The organism is Haloplanus salinarum, from assembly GCF_009762275.1.
Taxonomy (GTDB): domain Archaea; phylum Halobacteriota; class Halobacteria; order Halobacteriales; family Haloferacaceae; genus Haloplanus; species Haloplanus salinarum.
On the sequence record NZ_CP034345.1, the window covers coordinates 2,967,411 to 2,992,352 of the forward strand.

A 24,942-nucleotide genomic window follows, 5' to 3' on the forward strand; every position below is an offset into this window, starting at 1 on the left:
CGGTCTGCACATCGTTATGTGTTTCGCGGGGCGATGATGGACCCGTGTAGGTGACCGACGGTCATCGGCCGACACCGTGAAGTAGACAGGAATCGGATAGTTCGACGGACGAACCAACGCCTTTACACCCCCGATTCCACTTACAGCAACCGTCACGGTTGCACCGATTCGAACCAGCGACCGGCGCACGCCCGGCGCCCGTTCGGGGTGGGGAACCCGCGACGCGATCAGCACGACCGACACATGAGTACGCACGACATCGACACCGACGACGTGGAACTACCGATCAAACGAACCGACGGGGAGACACTCGCGGAGCGTCTCACCGACAACGCCTATCACAACATCCTGCCCGCACGGTACCTCCGGAAGGACGCCGACGGGGACCTGATCGAGGAGCCCGAGGACCTCTTCCCGCGTGTCGCGAAGAACATCGCGCTCGCGGAGGCGGTGTTCGAGGCGCGCAAGCAGGGGACGGAGATCACGGTCACGCCCGACCAGTTGAAGCCCGACCACCCGCGGCGGGACGAACTCGCCGAGGACGTGTTCGGGGCGGGTGTCACCACCGACGCGGACGCCGAGACGACCCTCTCGAAGTACAACGTCAACAAGTTCGCCTACGAGACGGTCGTCCCGGAGCTTCCCGACGACGTCCGGGACACCGTCGAGGAGACCCGGGAGGAGTTCGAGCGGCTGATGGGCGACCTCTCTTTCATGCCCAACTCGCCGACGCTGATGAACGCTGGCGACGAGCTCCAGCAGCTCTCGGCCTGTTTCGTCGACTCGCCCGAGGACGACATCGACGACATCCACCAGACGGCCAAGGAGGCCGCACAGGTGTTCCAGTCCGGCGGCGGCATGGGCTATGCCTTCTGGCGGCTCCGCCCCTACGGCGACCCCGTGGGTTCCACCGGCGGCATCGCCTCCGGGCCCATCACCTTCATGCGCACGTTCGACCAGATGTGTGAGACCATCGCCCAGGGCGGGGCGCGCCGGGGCGCACAGATGGGCGTCATGCGCATCTCGCATCCCGACGTCATCCAGTTCATCCACGCCAAGAACAAGGACGTCTCGCTGGCACACACCCTCCGGCTCAACGACCCCGACGACTTCACGCACACCTCCTTCGCGGACGCCCTGGAGGAGGCCCGCGAACTCATCGACGACGAGGGGAAGGTCCCCAAACACCTCCGTAACGCCGTCGAGGGTCACCTCTCGAATTTCAACATCTCCGTCGGCATCACCGACGAGTTCATGGAGGCCCTGGAGGCGGGCGAGGAGTTCACGTTCACCAACCCCCGAACCGGCGACCCCCACGTCGTCACCCCCGAGACGAAGGAGCTGTACGACATGTTCGGCCTCGGCGAGTACGTCGCGGTCGGCGAGGAGCTCTCCATCCCCGCGGAAGTCGTCTGGGAGGACATCGTCGAGGGCGCCCACGAGAACGGCGAACCCGGCGTCATCTACCTCGAACGGGTGAACAAACAGCACTCCTTCGACGTGGAGGAGCACCCGGACCACCGCATCCTCGCGACGAACCCCTGTGGCGAACAGCCCCTGGAGGAGTACGAGGCCTGCAACCTCGGACACATCAACCTCTCGACGCTCGCGGCGCAGGACGCGCCGGACTGGCGGGTCTGGGCCGACGAGCACGCCGACGAGTACGACTCCGAGGCCGCGGCCGTCGAGGCGTTCCTCGACGAGGCGGTCGACTGGGAGGCCTTCGATCACCGCATCGAGTACGGCACTCGTTTCCTCGAGAACGTCGTCACGATGTCGGATTTCCCGGTCGACGAGATCGAGGAGAAGGTCCGACAGATGCGCAAGATCGGCCTGGGCGTCATGGGACTGGCACAGCTGTACGTCCAGCTCGGCATCCGCTACGGCAGCGACACGGGCAACGAGGTGGCCCGACAGCTGATGACCCACATCGACCACGGGTCGAAGTGGACCTCCCACGAACTCGCCGAGGAGCGCGGCTCCTTCGAGGACTGGGACGACTCGAAGTACGCCGACCCGGTCCGCTACCGCGAGTGGTTCGAACACCACACCGGGCTCGACGCCGACGAGTGGGAAGACGGGTTCCCGATCCGCAACCACAACACGACGACCATCGCGCCGACCGGCACCACCTCGATGGTCGGCAACACGACCGGCGGCTGTGAGCCCATCTACAACGTCGCCTACTACAAAAACGTCTCCGACGACGTGCAGGGCGACGAGATGCTCGTCGAGTTCGACGACTACTTCCTGCGGACGCTGGAGGCCAACGACATCGACATCGACGCGGTCAAGCGGGAGGCCCAAGAGCAGATGGCCGCAAACGAGTTCGACGGCGTCGAGGGACTCGACACCGTTCCGGACCCCATCGGCGAACTGTTCGTCGTCACCGGCGACCTCTCCGGGAAACAGCACGCGGCGGTCCAGTGTGCGTGTCAGCAGGGCGTCGACTCCGCCATCTCGAAGACCTGTAACTTCCCCAACTCCGCCAGCGTCGAGGACATGGACGAGGTGTACCGCTACATCTACGAACACGGCGGCAAGGGCGTCACCGTCTACCGCGACGGGACGCGCTCGAAGCAGGTGCTGACCACCCGTGCGAAGAACACGGAGTTCGCCGACGAGAGCGAGGCCGCCGAGGCGCTGATCGACCAGATCGAAGAAGTGTTCGGCGGCATCGAGGGCTTCCTCGACAACGAGGACGTTCAGGCCGCCCTCGACACCCAGCTGTCGGCACTGCTCGCGGCCGCCGACGGCGAGCGCGAACTCGGCACCAAGCGGCCCCGTCCGGACGTCCTCCACGGCATCACCCAACGCATCGACACGGGCTACGGGAAGCTCTACGTCAACATCAACGAGGACGAGGACGGCCGGCCGTTCGAGCTGTTCGCCAACATCGGCAACTCCGGCGGCTTCACCGCCTCCTTCACCGAGGCGCTGGCGAAGACCATCTCGACTGCGCTGCGCTCGGGCGTGGACCCCCGCGAGATCGCCTCCGAACTCCAGGGCATCCGCTCGCCGAAGGTCGCTTGGGACAAGGGCGAACAGATCAACTCCATCCCCGACGCCATCGGGACGGCGATGCGGCGCTACCTCGACGGCGAGATCGACAAGCCCTACCCCAAACAGCAGAACCTCACGGAACTGGAGAAAGCCGAGGCGAAGGCGATGGACGAGTCGCCCGAGGCCGACGGCGGCGCCGCCGCCGCGACGGCCGGTGACGACACCGACGACCTCCTCGCCGCGGGCGAGAGCCCCGAATGTCCGGAGTGTGGCTCGATGAGCCTCTACTACTCCGAGGGCTGCAAGACCTGCGAGTCCTGTGGCTGGTCGGAGTGCTGATCTGACGCGCCCGACCCGGCTCGATCCGGTGCCGAAACGACGGTCGCGGATCGCCTGACGTTCCGAACCCGCAAGGCGGAGCGGCGACGGCGGAACAGTCATGTCGATGTGGCTCTGAATGGGTGACATGTCTGCGTCAGGTGGGCGACCCTGCCCCCGCTGTGAGACGGCGATGCACCGTCGTCACTGCAAGTACGTCTGTCCGAACCACGGGGTCGTCTACGACTGCAGCGATACGTTCTGGTGACATGATAGGTGCTGAACTAGCTCGGGCCCCGGCCGTGAGCCCGTCCGACAGTACACACGCGAACCGCCGTCGGGCCCCATCCACCGCGACGCCGCCGACGGGAGCGAACGGATGGTGAGCGACGACGGCGTCGCCCGCGGGAAAGCGATCCAGCGACGGACAGGCAAGACGTTCCACCTGGCCACGCGGCTCCTCCCCGAGCGGGTCCGGGAGGCGACGTACGTCCTCTATGCCTTCTTCCGGGTCGCCGACGAGGTGGTCGACGACGCCGAGGGCGTCCCCCCCGCCGAGCAGCGCGCGGAACTCGAGCGGCTGCGCGCGGCGGCGCTCGGCGAGGAGCCGACCGACGACCCCGTCCTCGCCGCCTTCGCGGACCTCCGCGAGCGACACGACATCGACGACGCCGACGTGAACACCTTCGTCGACGCGATGTTGACCGACGTGACCAAGGATCGTTACGAGACCTTCGCGGAACTCCGGGCGTACATGGACGGCTCGGCGGCCGCCGTCGGCCGCATGATGACGTCGGTGATGGATCCGGAGCATCCCGAGCGCGCCCGTCCCCACGCCACGGCGCTCGGCGAGGCGTTCCAGCTCTCGAATTTCCTCCGCGACGTCCGCGAGGACATCGTCGAACGCGACCGGATCTACCTCCCCCGCGAGACGCTCGACGAGTACGACATCTCGGAGGCGGACCTCCGACGTTTCGAGGTCAGCGACGAGTTCCGGCGGGCGATGGAGCGGGAACTCCGACGGACCGAGGCGCTCTACCGCGAGGGCGTCGCCGGCATCGAGTATCTCCCCACGGACTGCCAGCTTCCGGTGCTGGTCGCGGCGGTACTGTACGCCGACCACCACCGGCTGATCCGCGAACGGGACTACGACGTCCTCTCGGAGACGCCGAGTCTCGGCACGCTCCGCAAACTGCTGTTGGTGGCCCGGACCCGCTGGCACTGGCAGTGGAACCGGGATCCCGAGACCGTCTTCCGGCGGGTGAGCGCCGTGCCGGAGGTTCCGGCGGATCCCGACCCCGACCACGACCGGACCCACTCGACCCGCGGCATCGGCCGACGGCTCCTGCGCGGGGCCGTCGAGGGGCTCCGCCGGCTGACCTGATACTGTTTATTGTAAGTCGTTATCGGTGGGTCGCCAGGACGGCCCGGCGACCCACCGGGAAACAGTTACAATAATCGGTATGACCCGCCGCCCTACCGCCCGTCGAGGGGCACGTCGAAGCGGTCCGCACGGAGCAACCCGAGGCCGAACAGCCCGGCGACGGCGGCCGCCCCCCAGTTGGCGAAGTAGACGTTGACCGCCCCCCAGAGCAGGACGAAACTCACCAGATCGTCGAGGGCGAACTCACAGGTCGCCAGCCGATCCAGCAGCGCCGTCCGGTCGAGGACGGCGTCGAGGACGAGGACGGTCACCGTCGCGGACAGCACCCACCCCGCGAAGTTCGACAGCGGCACGCCGTAGACGGGGCCGCCGCCGGGGTAGGCCCAGAAGCCGAGCGCGACGGCCCCCGGATCGAGGACCAGATCCATGGCGATCACCGTCCCGATCACGGCCGGCAGGCGGATCCGGGCCGCCCGCGCTCGCTCCCCGAGCAGGAGTGAACAGAGGAGGTAGGCGTTGCCCACGAGCGGCAGGAAGAAGACGGGCAGGCCGACGGGGACGCCGGCGACCTCCGGCCCGAGGTCGATGGCGTAGTAGAACTCGCCGTAGGGCCAGCCGGTCCGCAGGCCGACGAACTCGACGGCGTAGGCGTAGCCGGCGAGGGCGGTCACGCCGACGGCCGCCCGGCGATCGATCAGCGGCGCCATTCCGACCAGCAGGGGCGAGCGCATGACGAGCGTTCCGAGCAGGAGGGTGAACGGCTCGAACGCGAGCGGCGGCGGGAGGAGTCCCTCGGCGCTCGCGACTAGGAGGACGGAACCGACGGCGGGGAACACCACCGCGACGGTGACGCGGTTCTCGCGGATCAGGTCGTCGAGGCGGGCCTGCAGCTCGGTTCGGGTCGGCCGAGCCGTTCGGCTCGCCGTCGCTCCGGCGGGACCGTCGCCGCCCTCGCTACCCATGGACCAGCCTCCAGAGCGCGCCCATCGTCAGGAGCGCGCCGACGACGGTGTTCACGGCCGGATACCACCAGTAGGCTCGCGAGACGTCGACCCGGGAGGCGGCGACGCCGACGACGGCGACGGGGTACGGGGCGAGGAGGAGGCCGAGTCGGGGGTCGAGCAGGCCGAAGGCGGCCGCGGCGAGCGCCCAGCAGAGCGCACAGTAGGCGTAGGTCCGCCGCTGGCCGAGGCGCGTGGCGGTCGTCTCGATGCCCGCCCGCCGGTCCGGCTCGATGTCCGGAATCGCGGAGAAGGTGTGCATCGCCATCGACCAGAGCCACCCACCGAGGACGGCGAGCGCCGGGGGATGGACCCCGGCGACCGCGGCGTAGGCGGCGGCTCCGGGCAGCACGTACAGGCCGTTCGAGACGGAGTCGAGCGGCGGGCGGGTCTTCAGGCGGAGCGGCGGCGCGCTGTAGGCGACCCCCAGGAGGAGGAACCCGGCGATCCACGGCCAGGCGATGCGGGGGGTCAGCCCGAGCGGGACGAGCGCGAGTAGGGCGCTCAGACCGACGGCGGCGGGAACGAGCCGGTCGCCCCCGTACCGAACCTCGCGCTCCTCCTTCTTGGGATTCTCCGCGTCGACGTCGACGTCGAACACGTCGTTGACGCCGTACAGCAGGACGTTCGCGGGGACGAGGAAGTATCCGAACAGGGCGAAGGTCGTGGGGGTGAACAGGTCGCCGACATCGCTCGCGGCGTAGGCGACGCCGACGGCGACCGGCCCGGCCAGATAGAGCCAGAACCGGGGGCGCGAGGTCCGGAACAGGTAGACGGCCGCCCCCGGCATCGTCATCGAGTCGTCGTCATCCGCTCGGCCGTCAGGCGGCCGCTGATGAGACACATGGGGACGCCGATGCCCGGGGTGGTGTAGGAGCCGGTGAAATAGAGGCCGTCGACCGCCTCGGAGGCGTGGGGCGGGCGGAGAAGCGAGGTCTGTCGGAGCGTGTGTGCGAGGCCGAGGGCCGTCCCCTGGGTGCTGTTGTAGCGGTCGGCGAACTCGGAGACCGAGAAGCGCTCCTCGACGACGATGCGGTCCCGGAGGTCGACGCCGGTGTGCTCGGCGATGTCGTCGAGCAACAGGTCGCGGAACCGCTGGCGGCGCTCCGGGCCGTCGTCGAGGCCGGGGGCGACCGGTGCGAGGACGAAGAGGTTGCTGTGGCCCTCGGGGGCGACCGTGTCGTCGGTCTTCGAGGGAACACAGAGGTAGTAGGCGGGGTCCTCGGGCCAGGCGGGGTCGCCGAAGATGGTCTCGAAGTGGTCGTCCCAGTCGGTCGGGAGGACGAGCGTGTGGTGTTCGAGCGGGTCGACGTCGCCCTCGACGCCGAGATAGAGGAGGAACGCGGAAGGAGCGTAGGTGCGCGAGTCCCAGTAGTCGGCGTCGTACTGACGGTCCTCGGGGACGAGGAGTTCCTGTTCGGTGTGGGCGTAGTCGGCGTCGGAGACCACCTCGTCGGGGAAGAACTCCCGGCCGTCCTCGGTGCGGACGGCGAAGGCGCCCTCCCGGCCCCTGATCTCCGCGACCGGGTGGTCGACCCGGAAGTCGACACCCAACTCCTCGGCCACGGCGACGATGCCGTCGACGACGCCGCCCATCCCGTCCTCCGGGTAGTAGACGCCGAGGTTGAAATCGACGTGGCTCATCAGGTTGTAGAGCGCGGGCGTGTTGTTCGGTGCGCCGCCGAGGAAGACCAGCGAGTACTGGACGATCTGTTGGAGCTTGGGGTGATCGAAGTACTCCTCGACGTGGTCCTGCATCGTCCCCAGCAGCGAGAGCCCGCGGGCGTACCGCAACACGTCCGGGTCGACGAAATCGCGCAGGCGGGAGCGGTCCTCGTAGACGAAATGTTCCATCCCCACGTCGTAGGTGTAGGCCGCCCGGTCGAGGTAGTCGTCGAGCGCGTCGCCGGCGCCCGGCTCGTAGGCCTCGAAGGTCTCCCGGTTGGCGTCCATGTCGGGAACGAGGTCGACCCGGTCGCCGTCCTTGAAGAAGATCCGATAGTGGGGGTCGAGGCGTTCGAGGCCGTAGTACTCCTCGGGCCGGCGCCCGAAGTCGGCGAAGAAGTCCTCGAACACGTCGGGCATGAGATACCAGGACGGCCCCATGTCGAACCGGAAACCGTCGGTGTGCAGGCGGCTCGCCCGCCCGCCGAGCTGTTCGTTTTTCTCCAGGACCGTCACGTCAGCCCCCGCGTTCGCGAGATAACAGGCCGTCGAGAGGCCGCCGAATCCGCTGCCGACGACGACCACCGACCGACCGTCGGCGTCGCCGACCGGCGAGCTATCGTTCATGCCCCGCCGTAGGGACGTGATCCGTATATACTACCCGCCGTCGCGAGGGAGAGTGATCGCCCGCCCGCGGTGTGGCCGCCGGGGTGCTCAGTCGTCCAGTCGGCCGTTGAGAACCTTGGCGGCGACGAGCACCGGGTCCCACACCGGGCTGAACGGGGGCGCGTAGGCCAGGTCGAGGCGTTCGAGTTCGGCGACGGTGAGGTCGCTCTCGATGGCGGTCGCCAGCGTGTCGATGCGGATGGCCGCCCGGTCGCGGCCGGCGATGGCGCCGCCGAGCACCCGACCGGTCGTCCGGTCGGCGAGCAGCGTCACCGTCGTCTCGTCGCCGCCGGGGTAGTAGCCCGAGCGCGATCCCGCCGTGATCGTCTCGCTCGCGGGGTCGAACCCCGCGGCCGCGGCCGTCCCCTCGTCGGTGAGGCCGACCCGACCACACTCCAGGTCGAAGGCCTTCACGACTGCGGTGCCGGCCACCTCGCCGACGGGCGTGGGGTCGCCGGCGACCGTCGCTCCGACCGCCCGTCCCGCGCGGTTCGCGGTCAGCCCGAGTGGCACCCACGTCTCCGCGCCGGTCACCGCGTGTCTCGCCGTCGCCACGTCGCCGGCGGCGTAGACGGCCGGCAGGCTCGTCCGTCCGTAGGCGTCGGTGCGGACGGCAGTGCCCGGTCCGCGGTCGACACCGGTGCCGTCGAGAGGGGCCGTATTCGGCGTCACGCCGATCCCGATCACCGCCATCCCGACCGGGAGGCGCTCCCCGTCGTACGCCACCGCCTCGATCCGGTCGTCGCCGACGAGTTTCGTCACCGACGCTCCGGTGTGGACCGTCACCCCCCGCTCGGCGAGGTGGTCGGCCACGCGCTCGCCGATCGCCTCGCCGAACGGCGGGAGGAGGTGTTCCGGGCGCTGGAACAGGTGGACGTCGACGCCGCGGGCGACGAGCGCCTCGGTCATCTCGACGCCGACGTAGCCGCCGCCGACGACGGCCGCCCGCTCCGGTGGGTCCAGCGCCGCGTTGCGCTCGACCCGCGCCTCGTCGACCGGACCGTCGCCCAGACGGCTCCAGTCGTACTCGGCGGGTGAGGTGAGGTAGGCGTCGGTCGCCGCCGCGGAATCGAGGCCGTGGATGGTGAAGACGCCGTCGAGCGCGGTGTCCAAGGCGCCGGTCGTCGCGCTCGCACCCGTCGCCACCAGCAACTCGGCGTACGGCTGATCGAACCGGTCGCCGTCCGCCTCGACGGTGACGGTCCGCTGTTCGGGGGAGACCGAGACGACTTCGTGGCCGCGGCGCAGGTCGATCCCGCGGTCCGCGACGTCCGCCGGGGACAGCGAGAGAAGGTCGGTCAGTCGCTCGACCGTCCCCTCCACGAAGTAGGGCTCGCCACAGTGAGCGTAGGAGATCCACCGTCCACGCTCGAAGACGACGACGTCACGGTCGGCTTCGCGTCGGAACTTGCTCGCCGCGCTCAGGCCGGCCGCGTCGCCGCCGACGACGACGAAGGGATCGCGTGCCATACACGCCGTTCGCCGCCGTCGGGGCAAAAGTGTATGCCGGGGTCGCGCGGGTCGCGCGAAGGCGGTCGATCAGCGGTCGTGGTAGTAGAGGTAGCCGAGCAGTCCGGCGAGCGCCGTCTCGCTGGCGAGGGCGAGAAATTCGACGGGGCCGGCGAAGACGTGGGCGAGCAGGTACTCGAACGTCGAGCCGTGGTGATGCGTTCCGGGGCCGACGAACAGGAGCGGTCGGTGACCGCCGACGTGCCAGGCGAAGTAGCCGACGACGTAGACGACCATCAGCCCCACGCCGGCGGCGTAGAGCGGTCGGCGGTCGGCGCCCGCGATGGCGGCGACGACGCCGGCCACGATGGCGACCCCCGAGAGGACGAACAGCGGCCAGCGGACGTCCGGGGGGATGACGATCCCGCCCGCGAGGTAGGTCACCCAGTTGGTGACGCCGAGCGCCAGGTGGAGCACCGCGACGAGAACGGCGAGGTGGGCCGCGACGACGTGGAGCGGATCGAACACACGGAGGCTCATCTAGCGAGAGGAGGGCGGCAGGAAGGAAAACGCTCACGAACCGCCGGCAGGCCGCACTCAGAAGCGGCCGCGGCGGCGGAACAGACGGGTCAGGAATCGCCCGACCGGGCCGGGATCGGTCGATCGGATCGACGCGCCGGGGAGGTAGTAGTCGACGTCTGTACGCTCGTCGGTGTCGGTGTGTCGGCTCATACAACCGATCCGGGACGGACGAGCTTAAAAATTCCGAATTTAACTTGGTGGATCGAAAACGTATGATGGGTGTTGACAAACTCCTACGGGGGAGTCGGCCCGCCTTTCATGCTCGTCGCCACCTAACGGCGTGCATGGACGGAACGAGTGTGGTCGTCACGGGTGCTAGTCGGGGGATCGGTGCGAGCGTCGCGGCGCGGTTCGCGGCCGAGGGGGCCCACGTCACCTGCTGTGCGCGGCGGCGGGAGCCCCTCGAGTCGGTCGTCGAGGGCATCGTCGACGCGGGTGACGCGGCGACGGCGGTGCGGGCCGACGTGCGCGACGAGTTCGACGTCGAGCGGTTGATGGAACGGGCCGCCAGGGCGGGCGACGGTATCGACGTGGTGGTGGCGAACGCCGCGGTCAACCACGGCGACCCCGGCGAGAGCCCCCTCCACGAGGAGTCGTACTCCCGGTTCGACGACACGGTACGGACGAACCTCCGGGGCGTCTTCGCGACGGTGCGGGAGGCGCTCCCGCACCTGGCGGCCGACGGTCGGATCCTCGTCCCCTCGGGGGCCGTGGCCCGCGAGTCGACGGCGGGGATGGGCGCCTACGCCGTCTCGAAGGCGGGCGCGGAGGCGCTGGTCCGGGGTTTCGCCGCCGACCTCGAACAGGTCGTGGGCGTCGTCGACCCCGGCTACGTCGCCACGGATCTGAGCGGCGATACGGGCCGGGACCCCGACGACGTGGCACCGATGTTCGTCTGGGCCGCCCGCGACGCCGAGGCCGAGGCCGTCGACGGGGAGGTACTCGACCTGCGGGCTTGGAAGTCGGCGACGCGGTAACGCGCCCGTCGAACCGAACGTGTTATTAACACCAATTAGATAGTTGTTAATGTGACTCGACGCTCACTCGTCGGCCCCGCCGCCACCGTGACGCTCGTGGGGCTGTCCTGGTTCGCGGCGACCGGGGGGGCCTGGAAACTGCTCGGGATCTCGTGGGTCGCCTTCGCCGCGATGGCGGCCGGGATCCCGCTCGGTCGTCGCTCGCTCGGCGGGCGGCCGTGGACGCTCGTCTGGGGGTACGGCCTCGCGAGCGGCGCGATGGTGACGAGCGCCGCCGTCTTCCTCGTCCCGCAGGCCATCGCGCACGACGCGACCTTCGGGGGGTTCGGCGTCGCCCTCGGCCTGTTGATCGGCTTCGCCAGCCACACCGTCGGTCATCGGCTCGCCCACCTCGAGGTCCCCTTCGACCGGACCGCCACGGAGCTGACGGCCCACGCCCTCTCGGCGGGCCTCATCATCGGCGTCGTCTACGGGAACATGCCCGACCTCGGACCGATCCTCGGCCTCGCCATCGTCTCGCACAAGGGGCCGGCGGGCTACGCGGCCGCCCGCCGGCTGGTGACGAACGACCGCGACCCGATGGTGTTGCTCCTACCCGCCGCCGGCGTCGGCATCATGGCCATCCTCGCCAGCCTGATCGCCCTGCCCGCGGCGCCGACGGTCCGGGGCGTCGTCTTCGGTTTCGCCGCCGGCATCTTCCTCCACGTCGCGATGGATTTCCTGCCGCGGTGTGAACTCGGCAGCGACGTCCACGACCTGTTGACGGTGACCGGCGACGCCCACGAACTGCTCGACCGGCTCCGCGTTCACGCCGTCCTCAGCACGGGGCTGGGCGGCGTCTCCGTCTTCGTCGCGTGGCTGCTCGTCTCGTAGGCTAGCCGTAGAGCCGGCGGAGCTGATAGGAGATACCGACGCCCGCCGCCAGCAACACGACGAGGTTGAACGCCGCCTGGAACAGCGAGCGGTACTCGCGGGTGACCCACGTCCCGATGGCGTTCGAGACGCTGAGATACAGCCGGACGACGGCGACGAACGCCAGGAGTCCGAGGACCACGAGGATCGCGTAGTTCGCGTACCGGCGGACGCGGGCGCCCGTGTCCTCGTCGTCGCTCTCGCTCGTCTCGTCGGTGTCGGTGCTCGGATCGGTGTCTGTGTGTGTGTCGCTCATTTGGTCCACCTCCGGGCGAACAGCGCGGCGGCGACGACGGCGACGACGGCGACGCCGACGCCGAACCCGGGGCCGCCGCCGGCAGTCGGCATCCCGGTCGCCTCGGGCCGGGGCCGGTCGCCACCCTGCCCGTCGCCGCGGGTGAAGTCGCCGACCTCCAGTTCCACATCGCGACGCGTCTCGTTGACGCTGATCGTCTCCGAGGGATCGAGGTTCGCGGCGCCCCGGGTGCTGTCGATGACGACACCGTCCTTCCAGAGCACCGCGTCGACGTAGTAGTTGTACCCCGCCGGGACGGTCAGCCGGGTCTCGACGGTCGCCGTGCGGCCGGGGCGGATCGACCCCACGTCGACGGCCGTCCGGTTGGCGACGATGTTCGAGTCGGCCTGCCGGAGCGTCACCGTGACGCGGAGATCCGACGGCTGCTCGTCGCCCTCGTTGGTCAGTGCGACCTGCATGTCGAGTGTCGTCCGGTCCTCGCCGGCCTCGGCGACCGCGAAGGAGACAGGGGGGAGGGCGTCCGCGGACGCGAACCGGACGTCGCTCCGGGCGTAGGCCGGCTGGAGCGCCTCCAGTCCGCGGAGTTCGCGCGCTCCGCTGTCGATCCGTTCGCCGTCGCGGTAGACGACCGCCCGAATCCGGTAGCCGCCCTCGCGCTCGACGGTCAGGTTCGTCGGGACCGCCACCTCGCGTTCCTCGCTGAGGTTCCCGACGGAAACGGTACGGGTCGACTCGACCAGTCCGGACTCCGTGTCGACGGCCTGGACCCGGAGACTGACGTTCCGGGCCGGCGGCCCGCGGTGTGACAGGCGCGTCCCCACGTTCAGGGTGACGGTGTCGCCGGTCACGTCGCCCGCCGAAATCTCCATGTCGGCGATGGTGACTGGACCGGGGCGGACCGGCCGGTCCTCGCTGGGATCCGCGAGGGCACCGGGGACCAGGACCGCCGCGACGACGGCCAGGACGACGACGCCGACCGCACCCGCGGCCAGCGCTGATTCGCGACGCATAGGCGCGGAAACTCCCGGACTACGCAAATGCTTTGCGGAGGGTGAAAGCGGATTTTATCCCTCCGGACGACGATGGGGGCCCCATGCCCACCTACGTCTTGGGTACCGACACCGTCGACACGAGCGCCGCGCTGTGTGATTACCTCGACGACCGACTCGACCCCGAGGATACGGTTCACGCCGTCAACTCCCTGTGGGGCGGGTCGCGGACGGACGCCGAGACGGCCCGCGACGGCGAGGACGCCATCAACGTGGTGCAGTCGCGACTGGGCGCCCGGGCCACCGTCGAGACCCACCAGTTCGTCCGTGGCAACGACCCCGACGAGGACCTCCTCGCGCACGCCGAGGCGGTGGACGCGGACGAACTCGTCGTCGGCGTGCGAAAGCGCAACCCCACGGGAAAAGTCGTCTTCGGCAGCACTACGCAGTCGGTCCTACTGGCATCCTCGCGTCCCGTCGCCGTCGTTCCGCTCGATTCTGCGGACTGACGACGGATCCGAAGACTACCGAACGTCGACCACGCGCTCCGTGGTCGGCTACCGAACGTCGACCACGCCCTCCAGAAACGCGAGTTGATGCGCCACGGCCGTCTCGAAGGCGTCGCCGAGGGGGTCGACGTGGCCCACCGGCAGTCGGAGGTAGGTGGCGCCGTCGATGCGGTCGGCGGCCGTCGCGGCCGTCCCGGGCGGGACGAGGTCGTCCTCCCCGGCAGCGAGCACCAGTGTCGGGCAGTCGACGTCGGCGGCGTCCGCGAGCGGCCGGTAACGGAACAGGGAGAGCAGGCCGCGGGCGGGCGTCTCGTTGTGCCAGTCGCTCTCCGGCGGGACGCAGTCGAGATACGCCTCGCCGGTCGGCGTCCGCGGCAGGAGCCCGAACTCCCCGGGACCGCCGACGACGGGCACCGACCGGGACCGACCCAGCGGGGCGCCGAGACGGTCGCGGACGCCCGCGGCGACGGCCCGCGCGAGGTAGCCCGGCGACCGGGCGCGGGCGAACGCCCGGCCGTCCAGCGGCGAGACGGCGACCGTGGCGGCGACGCGTCGCCGTTCGGCCGCCAGACGGACGACGTGGCCGCCCCCGAGGCCGAAGCCCCAGAGGACGATCCGGCGACGCTCGCCGTCGAGGCGGCGAACCCGGTCGACGGCGGCGCGCCAGTCCGCCATCTGGGCGTCCGGATCGACGAGATTGCGGGGGCCGCCGCCCCCGGCCTCGCGGTGGTCGAAGACGAAGGCGGCGTAGCCGGCACGGGCGAACCGCTCGGCGTATCGCGGGTAGCCGAAGGACGACTCGGCGGCGACCGTCGGTCCCAGGACGACGACCGGCGGCGACGACGGCCGGTCCGGGCGGTAGAGTCGGCCGCGACGGGGGCCGGCCTCGCTCCCGAAGCTCAGCGTCGTCGTCGCGAACTCGAATCGGTCGGCGGCCGGCCGGACGCCCGTCGCGACGGGCATCTCACTCGAGGTCCTCGTCGAGCGTCTCGAGGACGTTCGTCGAGAACTCGGTCTCCGAGATCCGGTACTGCAGTAGATCCTCGAACCACTCGGTCTTGGCGTACCACCTGTTCATCACCTCGTCCTCGAACCGGAGGACCGTCGCCTCGATCCGCGTCGGCTCCCACTCGCCGTCCCGCGCCAGGTCGAGCAGCCCGTTCAGCATCTGTCCCATCTCCATGTGGTTGACCTCTTCGCCCGGATAGGCCGTCACGTACGACAGCTCCATGGGGTCGACGGCCTCGACGTCGTGTACGTCGATGCCGAACTTGCGCAGTTCCGCCTCCAGTTCGGATTCGTCCATCGTACCCGACCTTGTGGCTCGGCGATCAAAACCCTTACCGGAATCCGACGGCGGCGCCGCTCGGACGCGGCGAAAAACGGGGAAAGAAGACGGCGTGGCCGATCAGTCCGTTCCGGGTTTCGGCCCGAGGCCGCCGGCGTCGATCATGGGAATCGTCGTCGTCGGTTCGGCGTCGTCCGTCGATTCGGGGCGGTCCCGCCGACCGTCGGTCGTCGGACCGGTTCCGGACCGCGGCTGGAGCGGGATGACGGGCTCGATAGTGATCGTCGAACGGTTCTTCCGGGTCGTGCGTCGGGACGTGCTCATTGGGTGTGTCGTATGCTGGGTCGGTTACCGGCCGTCACTGCCTCGTCGAACCGAGGTCAGCATACGAGTGCGACGCGTTGCATCGTGAATCCATCATTGAACCCCTCCATAATAAACCTTCATGATCGTTACTAGGGGATGGATGTGTCACGTGGTGACATTCACCACCGCACGTATTGGTGATCCGTCATTTGTTCCCCGCCCCGACCGACGACTCGCGGCGGCAACGATCGAGGCGTCGTCGCGCGGCGGTTCGCACCGAGAGCCAAGGCTTATCTGTCGACTCCGCGCAGTCCCACCGGATGCCACCGAACGACCCCGAGCGATCGGGCGATGGCGTGAGCGACCTGGTGCGACGCCGGGCGCTCGATGCTGCGCCCCTCGGCGTCGTCATCACCGATCCGACGGCGGCGGACAACCCCATCGTCTACGCCAACGACGCGTTCTACCGGCTCACCGGCTACGGACCCGAGGAGACCCTCGGGCGAAACTGCCGGTTCCTCCAGGGACCGGAGACGGATCCCGACCGGATCGCGGAACTCCGGGCCGCCGTCGACGCCGCGGAGTCGGCTTCGACGGTCCTCCGGAACTACCGGCGGGACGGTAGCGTCTTCTGGAACCACGTCGAGATCACGCCACTCACGGACGACGGCACCGTCTCGCACTTCGTCGGGTTCCAGCACGACGTCACCCACCTGAAGCGCCGCGAGCGGGAACTCGTGGAGCGCCAGCGGCGCTTCGAGACGCTCCACGACGCGAGTCGCGGCCTCATGGACGCGACGACGTTCGAGGAGGTGGCACGGATCACCGCGGACGCGGCGAAACACATCCTCGAGTATCCACACACCACGCTCCGCCTGGCCGACGAGGCCGGCGGTCTGTTGCGGACGGCCGTCGCCACCGAGGGGTCCGTCGCCGAGGCCGGCGCCCGCCCGAACTACCGGATCGACGGCGACACACCCGCCGCGCGGGTCTACCGCACGGGCGAGCCCCTGCTCTACGACGAACTCGCCGAGGTCGACGACGGGTACGACCGGGGGGACTTCCGGGCCGGGATGTACCTCCCAGTCGGCGAGTACGGCGTCCTGAGCGTCGGCGACACCGACCTCGCCGCCTTCGACGACGCCGACCTCGAAATCACCGGCGTCCTCGCCAAACTCGTCGCCGGGGCGCTGTCGCGTCTGGAGTCCGAGCGGGCCCTCCAGCGGCGCAACGAGCGCCTGGAGCGGTTCGCCAACATCGTCGCCCACGACCTCCGGAACCCCCTCGGTATCGCCCGCGGGCGACTCGAACTCGCCCGCGAGACCCGGGATAGCGACGACCTCGCGGCCGTCGACCGGGCCCACGACCGGATGTCGGCGCTCATCGACGACCTCCTCACGCTCGCCAGGGATGGGGGTCCCGTGACCGACGCGGACGCCGATTCGCTCGAACTGGAACGGATCGTCCGCGAGTGCTGGCGACACGTCGAGACCCCGAACGCCGAACTCCGGGTCGACGACTCGCGGCCCGTCCGGGCCGACGAGGGCCGGCTGCGGCGCCTGATCGAGAACCTGATTCGGAACTCCGTGGAACACGGTTCCACGAGCAACCGGACGGAGTCCGGTGACGACGAGGGATCGGAGGTCCCTCGAGAAGCCGGCGAAACCGGCGACGCCGTGGAGCATGGCTTCACGAGCAGTCGGCCGGCGGCCGACGACGGCTTGGACCCCGACGACGGGGACGCCCTGACCGTCACCGTCGGCGCCCTCGACGACTTCGTGCGCGGCGCGGGCGCCGACGCCCCGACCGCCACCGAGGCGGGGCCCCGGCGCGGCTTCTACCTCGAGGACGACGGCGTCGGCGTCCCGGAGGGCCGCCGCGAGCGGATCTTCGACGACGGCTACTCGACGGACCCCTCCGGCACCGGCTTCGGCCTCTCGATCGTTCGGGAGATCGCCGACGCCCACGACTGGACGGTACGAGTCACCGAAAGCGAGACCGGCGGTGCCCGCTTCGAGTTCCGCGGTGTCGAGGGCGCGCGTCGGGGACCCAGTCCGGCCGAACCCTGATTCGCCCGCCGCTCCTGCCCCGGTATTTTGTCGGCGCTCGCCGTACCCTCGCCCATGGAGTTCACCACCGTTCGGGGGGACGCCGCTGCCCAGTCCGCGGACGCTGGTGAACGCCGCCGGGACCAGCCTCCGGATGGGGAGCGGTGTCGCGGGGGCGCTCCGCCGCGGCGCGAACGGGCCGACGACCCCGGCTGTACGTCGTTGGACGTTCCCGTCCTCGGGACGGGCGCCGCCGGCGTCGACTTCGCCGAGGGGGCCGAACTCGGCTTCGAGGCGATCACCGACTACGAGGCGACGACGCTCGCGGACGTCCGGATGATCGCCTACTCCGCGGCCGATCACGAGACGCTCCGACGGGTCGCCGACACGGTGTCAGGCTATCGTAGCTCTTGTAAGACATCGCACACCGGATCGCGGGACTGCGTGCGATCAGGTGTGCAAACAGTCACAAACACTACTACAGTCCCGCGGGCTCGGCGTCCAGGATCCCCCACTCGTGGCCCGGGAGCAGCCGATCCGCCCGGTCGAGTACGTCGAGTGCGCTCTCGCGCCACGCGAACTCGTCCATCGCCAGCCCCCGGCGGATCGGTGCCGACGGGTCGTCCGTGACGTTGTCGAACGTCGGCACCGCGTCGACGGCGACGACCGTCGTCCCCGCGTCCGCTTCGACCACGACCGACTGGTGGCCCACGGTGTGTCCCGGCGTCGGCACGGCGGTGACGCCCGCACAGAGTTCCGTCTCGCCCTCGATCGGCGTCAGATCGACCGTCAGCCACGGCGGTTCCCGCCCCAGCGACTTCGCCTCGTAGCGCTCGGCGTGCATCGGATACGGCGCGATGGCGTACTCCAGTTCCCGGCGCTGGACGTAAACGTCCGTGTCGGCGCCGAAGGTATCGAGGTTGTAACAGTGGTCCCAGTCGAGGTGACTGAGGACCACGCCGTCCACGTCCGCCGGATCGTACCCCTCGTCGGCGAGGACGGCGTCGAGTTCCTGTCCCGCGGTCCGGTGACACTCGTATCCCGGGTGGCGGTCGGCCATCAGACCGGGGTCGCCGAAACTCGTATCGACCAGGAGCGTCTCCTCGCCCTCGATCAGGTAGACGATGGACGGCGCTTCGATGGTGCCCGACCGACCTTCGACGAGGACGCTCGCGTCCATGGTAAGCGACCCGGCACAGCGGGGCGTGACCGTGGGCGTCATGGCTCCCCCCTGGCACGCCGGCAGTATAAACCCGGAGCCCTCGTCCCCCGGCGTCCTCGGGTGTCCGGTCGCTCTCCCGCCATCGTCACGGGACCGACGGCGCAAGACTTTTTCTACTCACCTGCGGTGGTATCTCTCATGACCGACGGTGACACGGGAAGTGTTGTCACGGTAGACGGACCGATCGACCCCGGCGAGGTCGGGATCACGAGCACCCACGAACACCTGTTCATCGACGCCGTCGACGCCTGGTTCGACCCCCCCGAATCGGCCCACGAACGCGCCGTCGCCTCGGAGCCGATCCAACTCGACAACCTCTGGTACGTCCGCCGGCACCCGATGGGGCACGAGGACAACCTCCGACTGGACTCGATGGCGGAGGCCATCGACGAGCTCTCCTATTTCATGCGCGGCGGTGGCGACACCGTCGTCGACGTGACGCCCAAGAACCTCGGCTGTGACCCCCAGCGGGTGCGCGGAATCGCCCGGGAGACGGGCCTGAACGCCGTCCACGGAACCGCGTACTACACCCAACCCGCGCATCCGGAGCGGTTCTCGTCGCTCGATCCCGCCGAACTGACGGAGCGACTCGAAGCCGAGTTCGTGAGCGACGTCCGGGAGGGGATCGGCGACACCGACATCAGGGCCGGGATCGTCGGAGAGATCGGGCTGAGCGACCGCATCTACCCGGACGAGGAAGCCGTTCTGCGAGCGGGCGCACGGGCCGCCCGGCGGACCGGCGCGTCGCTGACGGTCCATCCGCCGGGGCGGACCAAGCGGAGTCAGAAAGGCCGTACCAAGCCCACCTCGCGGTGGGGGCTCGACGTCCTCGACATCGTCGAGGAGGAGGGGCTAGCGCCGGAGCGCGTGGTCGTCGATCATATGGACCGAACGGTGTTCGAGGACCTCGACTACCAGCGGGAGCTGGCCGAACGCGGCGCGTATCTGGAGTACGACCTCTGGGGCATGGGGGCGTACCTCGAAGCACACGACGATGCCTATCCCTCCGACAGCTGGCGCCTCGATTCGGTCACCGAACTGATCGAGGACGGCTACGCCTCGAACCTCCTGTTCGCCCACGACGTCTATCTGAAGATGCAGCGACGGGCGTACGGTGGGTTCGGATACGGGCACATCCTCGAGAACGTCGTCCCCATGCTGCGGGCGCGTGGCGTCGAGCAGTCGACCATCGACCGGATCCTCGTCGACAACCCCCAAGAGATGCTGACCTTCGTCGAACCGGAGGCGTAACGTCGACTGCGTCCGCCGATAGCACACTCCTGCGCGAACGCCTCCGTGGCGACGGTAGAATAGCGTGTCCGAAGGGGATGTGCGGCCCGTTACTCCGAGCCGAACATCTGGCGCATCAATCGTTATTTGTGATAATTTAGTTATCACAGAGCAAATCAGGAGACCGACCTATGGAGAGCTATGAGTATGGTATTGGGAATGTCTTGGCCGGTGTCTTCGATGTACTGTTATCGAGCTATTGCCGAGATGGTCCCCGAAGTCCTAGCGGACCTATTTACGGAACTCCTTAAGCCGCTGCTTTGCAACTTCAATTTCTCCGTCGCTTACTGGCCCTCAATCCCGTATCCCGTTCGTATCTCTGAGCCGGACCGCCGACAATTCCGTTACCAGCGTTAGATCGAAATCAGTGTCCAGACAACGGTGAAAATCCCAGAAGAAATCCGTGTTGATGTAGGAAAATCACCGATTGGATACGCTGACAGCTTCCGTGCCCAGCGCACAAACAAGTGTTAGACTTGGCCAACTACCTCTGCAAACGCGAAGTTGTCCCGTGCTTCAGTAATTTTGATCCGGACCCGGTCCCCCGGACTGGTCTTCTCGACGAATACAACGTAGCCAGGTGGTATACGTGCGATACCATCCCCTTTCTCACCGATATCCTCGATTTCAACTTCTCGGATCTCACCTTCATCTACGGGCGGCTGATCCAACTCCGGACTCTTATCGGGTCGCTGCTGTGTACCCGACGGTTGACTAGTAAAACCAGATGCATTGCTACCTGTATCTTCAGCGGATCCAACCTCACCAGCTTCGAACAACGCCACTTTGTATCTCTTCCCCTCTTCCAACGATCCCACGTCGATTTCCTGCTCTGGGATCTCCAAGGTATACGACCCATTTCGGCTCTTTACCCGACTGGTGAACATACACAGCAACGAATCTAGAAACTCTATCATCGACAGTATCTCTCCGTACCGTTGAAAGCAGTCTACAGTTTTGAAGGTACCTTTCTTGCGTAGACAAGCAATATAAGCAGAGAGTAGGAGTGCGTGATGACAGAGGTCGCGCTTAGCGTTTGGATCTACCTTCGAGAATCTACAAGAAGAGAAACCATACGACTCTCGAGAAATTCCAGATGTTGATCAATTCAGCACGGCCAACAGAGTCGAATTGGGGAAAGATCCATACCTTGACTCTGTCACCATGTCGTTATGCCTCCGGATCGGCTCCGCAGTATCGTCCCGATGTTCGGCGGCGGGGCACACTACGTCGACACACTTGACGCGATTCTCGAGTTCGTGGAGGCACATTCTCCGACGACCGACGAACTCGTCGGGTGGCACCGAGGCACGTTCGCGAACGTTTCGAGTCGCAACTCGATCATGCGGCGAGTCAAGTATCTCCAGCAAGTCGGATTCCTGCACCGAAACGGAGAGCATTGGCAGCTTGGAGAGGTCGGACGAGAGTACGTCCAACAGGATGATACCGAGACACTCCTCCGGATTATGTGTGGTCGGAATGTTGGTTTCCGAAGTCTCCTGTACGCGCTTTCCGCAGGGTCGATGTCGCTCGCGGAGATCAGCGACCAGCAATTGAATACACACCCGGAGTTGGGCTGGACGAGAGGCGAGACGGACATGGCGAAACAGCGCGTGAATTGGCTGCGGAGCATGGGACTCGTCGAAAAACGAGGCGACGAATACGGGCTGACGGATGATGGGCGGCACTTTGTCGAGGACGCAGTCGTGACTTGGGCGAAATCAGATTGGTCATCGACGGCAGCCGACACAGAGATGGGAGCTGGAACATACCAGACTACCGTACACGCCCGTTCGGTAGACCCTGAATTCCGAGCCACGGTGCTCTCCCGTCACGACGGCACCTGTCCGATTTCTGGTGTCGACCATCCTGGACTATTAGACGTGGCCCATATCCTGTCGTGGAGCGACTATCCGGAACATAGAGCCGATCTGACGAACGCCCTTCCGCTGAGCAAAACCCACCACGCCGCATTCGACCGTGAGCTATTCACCATTGATCAGGACTACCGATTGCGAGTGAACCCATCTTTCAACACTCAGAGCGATCTGCTGAAGCGGACACTCGTCGATAGGGCTGGAGAGCGAATCCCGCTGTCTGAGGTGCGTCTGAATCTCGAATACGTGGCGCAGCACAACGCGGCGCTCGAGTGGGTATGAGCACTATATCCGTGAGTAGTCGCTCTCGGCGTCCGTATCAGGTAATCTAGGAAAGAACCATAATATGTCATAGAGTATGAATAGATATGGAACCGGAATACGGGCCGGAGTGTCCCGAATGCGGGCACGAACCAATAGAGATCCGACACTACGTAGTAGACCGATTCTACTCGTGCCCCGAATGTGTGTTCATTAGAGAAGATCACTCATTCTAACCCGTGCAGTTGTCGGTGATTGACAAATCTGTTTTAAGTACCGTAGAGTTGTATACCTAGTGAGGGACTGATCCGAAGTCGATGAGTAACACGACGACAGAGCTCGCAGATATTCCTAGCGTCGGAGAGACTCGGGCCGAGGGCCTTGCGAATAACGGGTTCACGACGGTCGGTCACGTTGCCGACGCCGATATCGACACCCTCTGCGAAGTCCCGAGTATCAGTCGGGATATGGCTGAGTGTATCAGGGAGGCAGCTCGGGGACTTCGCGGTGATGACGACACGATTTTCAGCCAAATTGCCGCCGAGTATTCCGTTCCCCGGGCAGACGTCATGGATGCGTTTGCAGACATCGCGTACCTCGGGGGGAGTTTCGAAACCAAACGGCACGCATTGGAAGACCTATTCGACGACGAGGAACGCTCCATTTTTCGACTCGACGACTATTCGATTCGTGACCGGTATCTTCTGTATGAGGCCGGCTACCGCGAACTCCAGACTGTCGCTACGATCTCGATGGACGACTTACAAGAGACACGATACCTCGATGCTCAGACTCTGCACCAACTCCGAGACGACGCCAAAGACCAGGGGTCAGCCAAGCAGAGATCCACAGTGTCGGATGGCGTCTCCCGGTCGCGAGCGCTCGATCTCTTACGCCAAAGCGTCGGAGACGGCGCGACGTTTCGGCCACAACAGTGGGAAGCGATCGACCAACTCGTCAACCAGCGTGGCCGGATCCTGCTCGTTCAGCGAACAGGATGGGGGAAGAGCTCGGTATATTTCATCGCGACACGCCTCCGGCGCGACCACGGTGGCGGACCGACCCTGCTCGTCAGTCCGCTACTGTCGCTGATGCGAGACCAGATCCAGAACGCTGAGGAGACGCTTGGACTTGAGGCGGTGACGATCAATTCGAGCAATGTCGAAGAGTGGGAGGCAGCGAAGCAAGCGATTGTAGACGACGAATGCGATATCGTACTTGTCTCACCGGAGCGGCTCGCCAAGCCCAGCTTCCGCGACGACGTATTGGCCGAGATGGAGCAACACTTCGGGCTGTTTGTCGTCGACGAGGCACATTGTATCTCCGACTGGGGACACGATTTCCGTCCTGACTACCGGCGGATCAAACGAATTGTCAATCGTCTACCGGAGGACGTCCCTGTTGCGGCGACGACGGCGACTGCAAACGACCGTGTCGTCGATGACATTCTCAAACAACTTCCTGGTCTCGATCCGATCCGGGGCCCGTTACTTCGAGAGTCACTCCACGTCCAGGCGATCAACCTCGAGTCACGTGAACGCCGACTCGCTTGGCTCGCAGAGAACGTCTCATCAACGGAGTACGCTGGGATAATCTACTGCCTCACTGTCGACGAAGTAGAGATCGTCGCAGAGTGGCTGATAAAACAGGGTCTCGATGTGCTTCCATATCACGGTCGGTTAGAATCCGATACGCGCGAGACACGCGAGCAACTCCTCCTCGACGACGAGGTCGACGCACTCGTCGCGACGAATGCACTCGGGATGGGATTCGATAAGCCTGATCTCGGCTACGTCATCCATTTCCAGCGACCACCGAACCTCATTCGGTACTACCAAGAGATCGGACGCGCCGGGCGGTCACTCGACGATGCCTACGCCATCCTGCTGTCGGGAGCGGAAGATGATGAGATAGCCGAGTACTTCATCGAGAACGCATTCCCTTCGCCCGAAGCGTTCGAAGGTGTACTCTCAGCTGTCGAAGATAGCGACGAACCGGTGACGAAACACGATATCGCCAAGGCAGCGAATCTCAGCTGGGCGACCATCGACAAAGCCATCGACATCCTCCACGTGGAAGAGGCGCTCGCTCGCGAAGAGGGCGGGTACGTCCGGACGACGAACGCGTGGACGTACGATGCCGAACACGTCCAAGCAGTCACCGCTCAGCGCCGTCGTGAACTAGATCGAATGCGGGCGTTCGTCGACACCGACGACTGCTACATGCAGTTCATCGATGACGAACTCGATGGCGAACTCGAGGAACCATGCGGCCGCTGTGCAAACTGCACCGGCCCGTTTCTTCCGACAGACGTCCGGGATGACTCGCTTGTCCAAGCGGCGCGGAGACACTATGACCGTGAAGGAGGCACCGTAATCTCTCCTCGAAAAATGGTTCACTTGGAAGACGGTGGGCGCTCGCGTATCGACTCAGCAGAGACGCTCGAACCTGGCCGAGCCCTCTCGATACTGGGAACACCTGGCTGGGGGACAGAAGTGAGACAAGCCAAGCGCGAATCGACCCAATTCTCGGAGGACCTCGTTGAGGCGGCAGCAACCCTCCTCTTAGAGGAGTGGAACCCGGAACCAGCGCCAGCCTGGGTGACGGCTGTTCCCTCGACTTCAAACGAGGGGGCTGTGGTTGACTTCGCGCAACGACTGGCGGCAACCCTAGATCTTGGTTTTGACGCCGTTGTCAAGAGGTGTGACGAGCGACCCTCGCAGCAGACGTTCGAGAACTCTTATCAGAAGTGTTGGAACGTCCGCGGCGCATTCAATATTACCGACGAGGTTCGCACAGAGCCGGTTCTGCTCGTTGACGATATCGTCAATTCTCGTTGGACGCTTACCGAGGCAGGTATCGAACTGAGACGCGCCAGCAGCGGTCCGGTCTATCCGTTCGCCCTCGCCGAGCGCAGTGGATGGAGCTGAAACGTTCCA

23 protein-coding genes and 1 pseudogene are annotated in these 24,942 nt (G+C 66.7%); 11 read left to right on the plus strand and 13 right to left on the minus strand.

The window, feature by feature from the left end; genetic code table 11:
- The first annotated feature begins 243 nt into the window (after positions 1 to 243).
- The 3 genes from EI982_RS16625 to EI982_RS16630 all read left to right on the plus strand — a co-directional run bounded on the left by EI982_RS16625 (position 244) and on the right by EI982_RS16630 (position 4,705).
- Positions 244 to 3,342, plus strand: coding sequence for an adenosylcobalamin-dependent ribonucleoside-diphosphate reductase (locus EI982_RS16625; protein ID WP_157690751.1), 3,099 nt, complete (start codon positions 244 to 246; stop codon positions 3,340 to 3,342).
- Between the two features lie 127 nt (positions 3,343 to 3,469).
- The gene (locus EI982_RS19045; RefSeq protein ID WP_379703572.1) at positions 3,470 to 3,589 is read left to right on the plus strand and encodes an HVO_2523 family zinc finger protein; all 120 of its coding nucleotides are present in this window, start codon (positions 3,470 to 3,472) and stop codon (positions 3,587 to 3,589) included.
- A gap of 111 nt (positions 3,590 to 3,700) precedes the next feature.
- Positions 3,701 to 4,705: a phytoene/squalene synthase family protein gene (locus tag EI982_RS16630; RefSeq protein WP_157690752.1), complete on the plus strand. Its 1,005-nt coding sequence runs from the start codon at positions 3,701 to 3,703 to the stop codon at positions 4,703 to 4,705.
- A 92-nt stretch (positions 4,706 to 4,797) separates the two neighbouring features.
- Here EI982_RS16630 and cruF read toward each other — a convergent pair whose 3' ends face one another.
- The 6 genes from cruF to EI982_RS18960 form a co-directional block, all read right to left on the minus strand.
- The gene (gene cruF, locus EI982_RS16635) at positions 4,798 to 5,667 is read right to left on the minus strand and encodes a bisanhydrobacterioruberin hydratase (RefSeq protein ID WP_157690753.1); all 870 of its coding nucleotides are present in this window, start codon (positions 5,665 to 5,667) and stop codon (positions 4,798 to 4,800) included.
- Positions 5,660 to 6,502: a prenyltransferase gene (locus EI982_RS16640; RefSeq protein WP_157690754.1), complete on the minus strand. Its 843-nt coding sequence runs from the start codon at positions 6,500 to 6,502 to the stop codon at positions 5,660 to 5,662. Before EI982_RS16640 ends, cruF begins: the two co-directional genes overlap by 8 nt.
- Positions 6,499 to 7,998 carry a bifunctional phytoene desaturase/3,4-desaturase gene (locus EI982_RS16645; RefSeq protein WP_157690755.1) on the minus strand — a complete coding sequence of 500 codons (1,500 nt, stop codon included), beginning with the start codon at positions 7,996 to 7,998 and terminating at the stop codon, positions 6,499 to 6,501. Before EI982_RS16645 ends, EI982_RS16640 begins: the two co-directional genes overlap by 4 nt.
- Positions 7,999 to 8,085: 87 nt before the next feature.
- Positions 8,086 to 9,507 carry an FAD-dependent oxidoreductase gene (locus EI982_RS16650; RefSeq protein WP_157690756.1) on the minus strand — a complete coding sequence of 474 codons (1,422 nt, stop codon included), beginning with the start codon at positions 9,505 to 9,507 and terminating at the stop codon, positions 8,086 to 8,088.
- Positions 9,508 to 9,576: 69 nt separating this feature from the next.
- Positions 9,577 to 10,026 carry a hypothetical protein gene (locus EI982_RS16655; RefSeq protein ID WP_157690757.1) on the minus strand — a complete coding sequence of 150 codons (450 nt, stop codon included), beginning with the start codon at positions 10,024 to 10,026 and terminating at the stop codon, positions 9,577 to 9,579.
- A 57-nt stretch (positions 10,027 to 10,083) separates the two neighbouring features.
- Positions 10,084 to 10,218 carry a hypothetical protein gene (locus tag EI982_RS18960; protein WP_257627489.1) on the minus strand — a complete coding sequence of 45 codons (135 nt, stop codon included), beginning with the start codon at positions 10,216 to 10,218 and terminating at the stop codon, positions 10,084 to 10,086.
- A 134-nt stretch (positions 10,219 to 10,352) separates the two neighbouring features.
- Here EI982_RS18960 and EI982_RS16660 point away from each other — a divergent pair, with 134 nt between their 5' ends.
- Entirely contained in the window at positions 10,353 to 11,045 is a 693-nt protein-coding gene (locus tag EI982_RS16660; protein ID WP_157690758.1) for an SDR family NAD(P)-dependent oxidoreductase, read from the plus strand.
- 51 nt (positions 11,046 to 11,096) lie between these two features.
- Positions 11,097 to 11,918, plus strand: a complete 822-nt coding sequence (locus EI982_RS16665; RefSeq protein WP_157690759.1) for a ZIP family metal transporter — start codon at positions 11,097 to 11,099, stop codon at positions 11,916 to 11,918.
- A 1-nt stretch (position 11,919) separates the two neighbouring features.
- Here the strand turns inward: EI982_RS16665 and EI982_RS16670 are convergent, their stop codons facing one another.
- Positions 11,920 to 12,213 (minus strand): DUF8060 family membrane protein, encoded by a 294-nt coding sequence (locus tag EI982_RS16670; RefSeq protein WP_157690760.1) that lies wholly within the window; start codon positions 12,211 to 12,213, stop codon positions 11,920 to 11,922.
- Positions 12,210 to 13,223 carry a DUF7490 domain-containing protein gene (locus EI982_RS16675; protein ID WP_157690761.1) on the minus strand — a complete coding sequence of 338 codons (1,014 nt, stop codon included), beginning with the start codon at positions 13,221 to 13,223 and terminating at the stop codon, positions 12,210 to 12,212. Before EI982_RS16675 ends, EI982_RS16670 begins: the two co-directional genes overlap by 4 nt.
- Positions 13,224 to 13,306: 83 nt before the next feature.
- Between EI982_RS16675 and EI982_RS16680 the strand changes: the two genes are divergently transcribed.
- On the plus strand, positions 13,307 to 13,711 hold the full coding sequence (locus EI982_RS16680) for a universal stress protein (RefSeq protein ID WP_157690762.1): 405 nt from the start codon (positions 13,307 to 13,309) through the stop codon (positions 13,709 to 13,711).
- A 48-nt stretch (positions 13,712 to 13,759) separates the two neighbouring features.
- On the opposite strand, the gene EI982_RS16685 is transcribed toward EI982_RS16680, so the two are convergent.
- The 3 genes from EI982_RS16685 to EI982_RS16695 all read right to left on the minus strand — a co-directional run bounded on the left by EI982_RS16685 (position 13,760) and on the right by EI982_RS16695 (position 15,323).
- The gene (locus tag EI982_RS16685) at positions 13,760 to 14,674 is read right to left on the minus strand and encodes an alpha/beta hydrolase (protein WP_157690763.1); all 915 of its coding nucleotides are present in this window, start codon (positions 14,672 to 14,674) and stop codon (positions 13,760 to 13,762) included.
- A 1-nt stretch (position 14,675) separates the two neighbouring features.
- Positions 14,676 to 15,017, minus strand: coding sequence for a DUF8159 domain-containing protein (locus EI982_RS16690; protein ID WP_157690764.1), 342 nt, complete (start codon positions 15,015 to 15,017; stop codon positions 14,676 to 14,678).
- A gap of 102 nt (positions 15,018 to 15,119) precedes the next feature.
- Complete coding sequence (locus tag EI982_RS16695; protein ID WP_157690765.1) at positions 15,120 to 15,323, minus strand: hypothetical protein; 204 nt, start codon at positions 15,321 to 15,323, stop codon at positions 15,120 to 15,122.
- A gap of 302 nt (positions 15,324 to 15,625) precedes the next feature.
- Here EI982_RS16695 and EI982_RS16700 point away from each other — a divergent pair, with 302 nt between their 5' ends.
- Positions 15,626 to 17,374 carry a receiver/sensor box histidine kinase gene (locus EI982_RS16700; protein WP_157690766.1) on the plus strand — a complete coding sequence of 583 codons (1,749 nt, stop codon included), beginning with the start codon at positions 15,626 to 15,628 and terminating at the stop codon, positions 17,372 to 17,374.
- A gap of 54 nt (positions 17,375 to 17,428) precedes the next feature.
- Positions 17,429 to 17,746 (plus strand): annotated as a pseudogene (locus tag EI982_RS18840) (macro domain-containing protein); the annotation flags it as partial.
- Between the two features lie 85 nt (positions 17,747 to 17,831).
- Here EI982_RS18840 and EI982_RS16705 read toward each other — a convergent pair.
- Positions 17,832 to 18,575: an N-acyl homoserine lactonase family protein gene (locus EI982_RS16705; protein ID WP_157690767.1), complete on the minus strand. Its 744-nt coding sequence runs from the start codon at positions 18,573 to 18,575 to the stop codon at positions 17,832 to 17,834.
- Positions 18,576 to 18,713: 138 nt separating this feature from the next.
- Between EI982_RS16705 and EI982_RS16710 the strand changes: the two genes are divergently transcribed.
- Positions 18,714 to 19,826 carry a phosphotriesterase family protein gene (locus EI982_RS16710; RefSeq protein ID WP_157690768.1) on the plus strand — a complete coding sequence of 371 codons (1,113 nt, stop codon included), beginning with the start codon at positions 18,714 to 18,716 and terminating at the stop codon, positions 19,824 to 19,826.
- 509 nt (positions 19,827 to 20,335) lie between these two features.
- Here EI982_RS16710 and EI982_RS16715 read toward each other — a convergent pair.
- Positions 20,336 to 20,710 carry a TRAM domain-containing protein gene (locus EI982_RS16715; protein ID WP_233255251.1) on the minus strand — a complete coding sequence of 125 codons (375 nt, stop codon included), beginning with the start codon at positions 20,708 to 20,710 and terminating at the stop codon, positions 20,336 to 20,338.
- A 327-nt stretch (positions 20,711 to 21,037) separates the two neighbouring features.
- On the opposite strand from EI982_RS16715, the gene EI982_RS16720 reads away from it, so the two are divergent.
- Positions 21,038 to 22,024, plus strand: a complete 987-nt coding sequence (locus EI982_RS16720) for an HNH endonuclease (protein WP_233255252.1) — start codon at positions 21,038 to 21,040, stop codon at positions 22,022 to 22,024.
- Between the two features lie 296 nt (positions 22,025 to 22,320).
- Positions 22,321 to 24,933 carry a RecQ family ATP-dependent DNA helicase gene (locus EI982_RS16725; protein WP_157690769.1) on the plus strand — a complete coding sequence of 871 codons (2,613 nt, stop codon included), beginning with the start codon at positions 22,321 to 22,323 and terminating at the stop codon, positions 24,931 to 24,933.
- Positions 24,934 to 24,942: the final 9 nt, after the last annotated feature.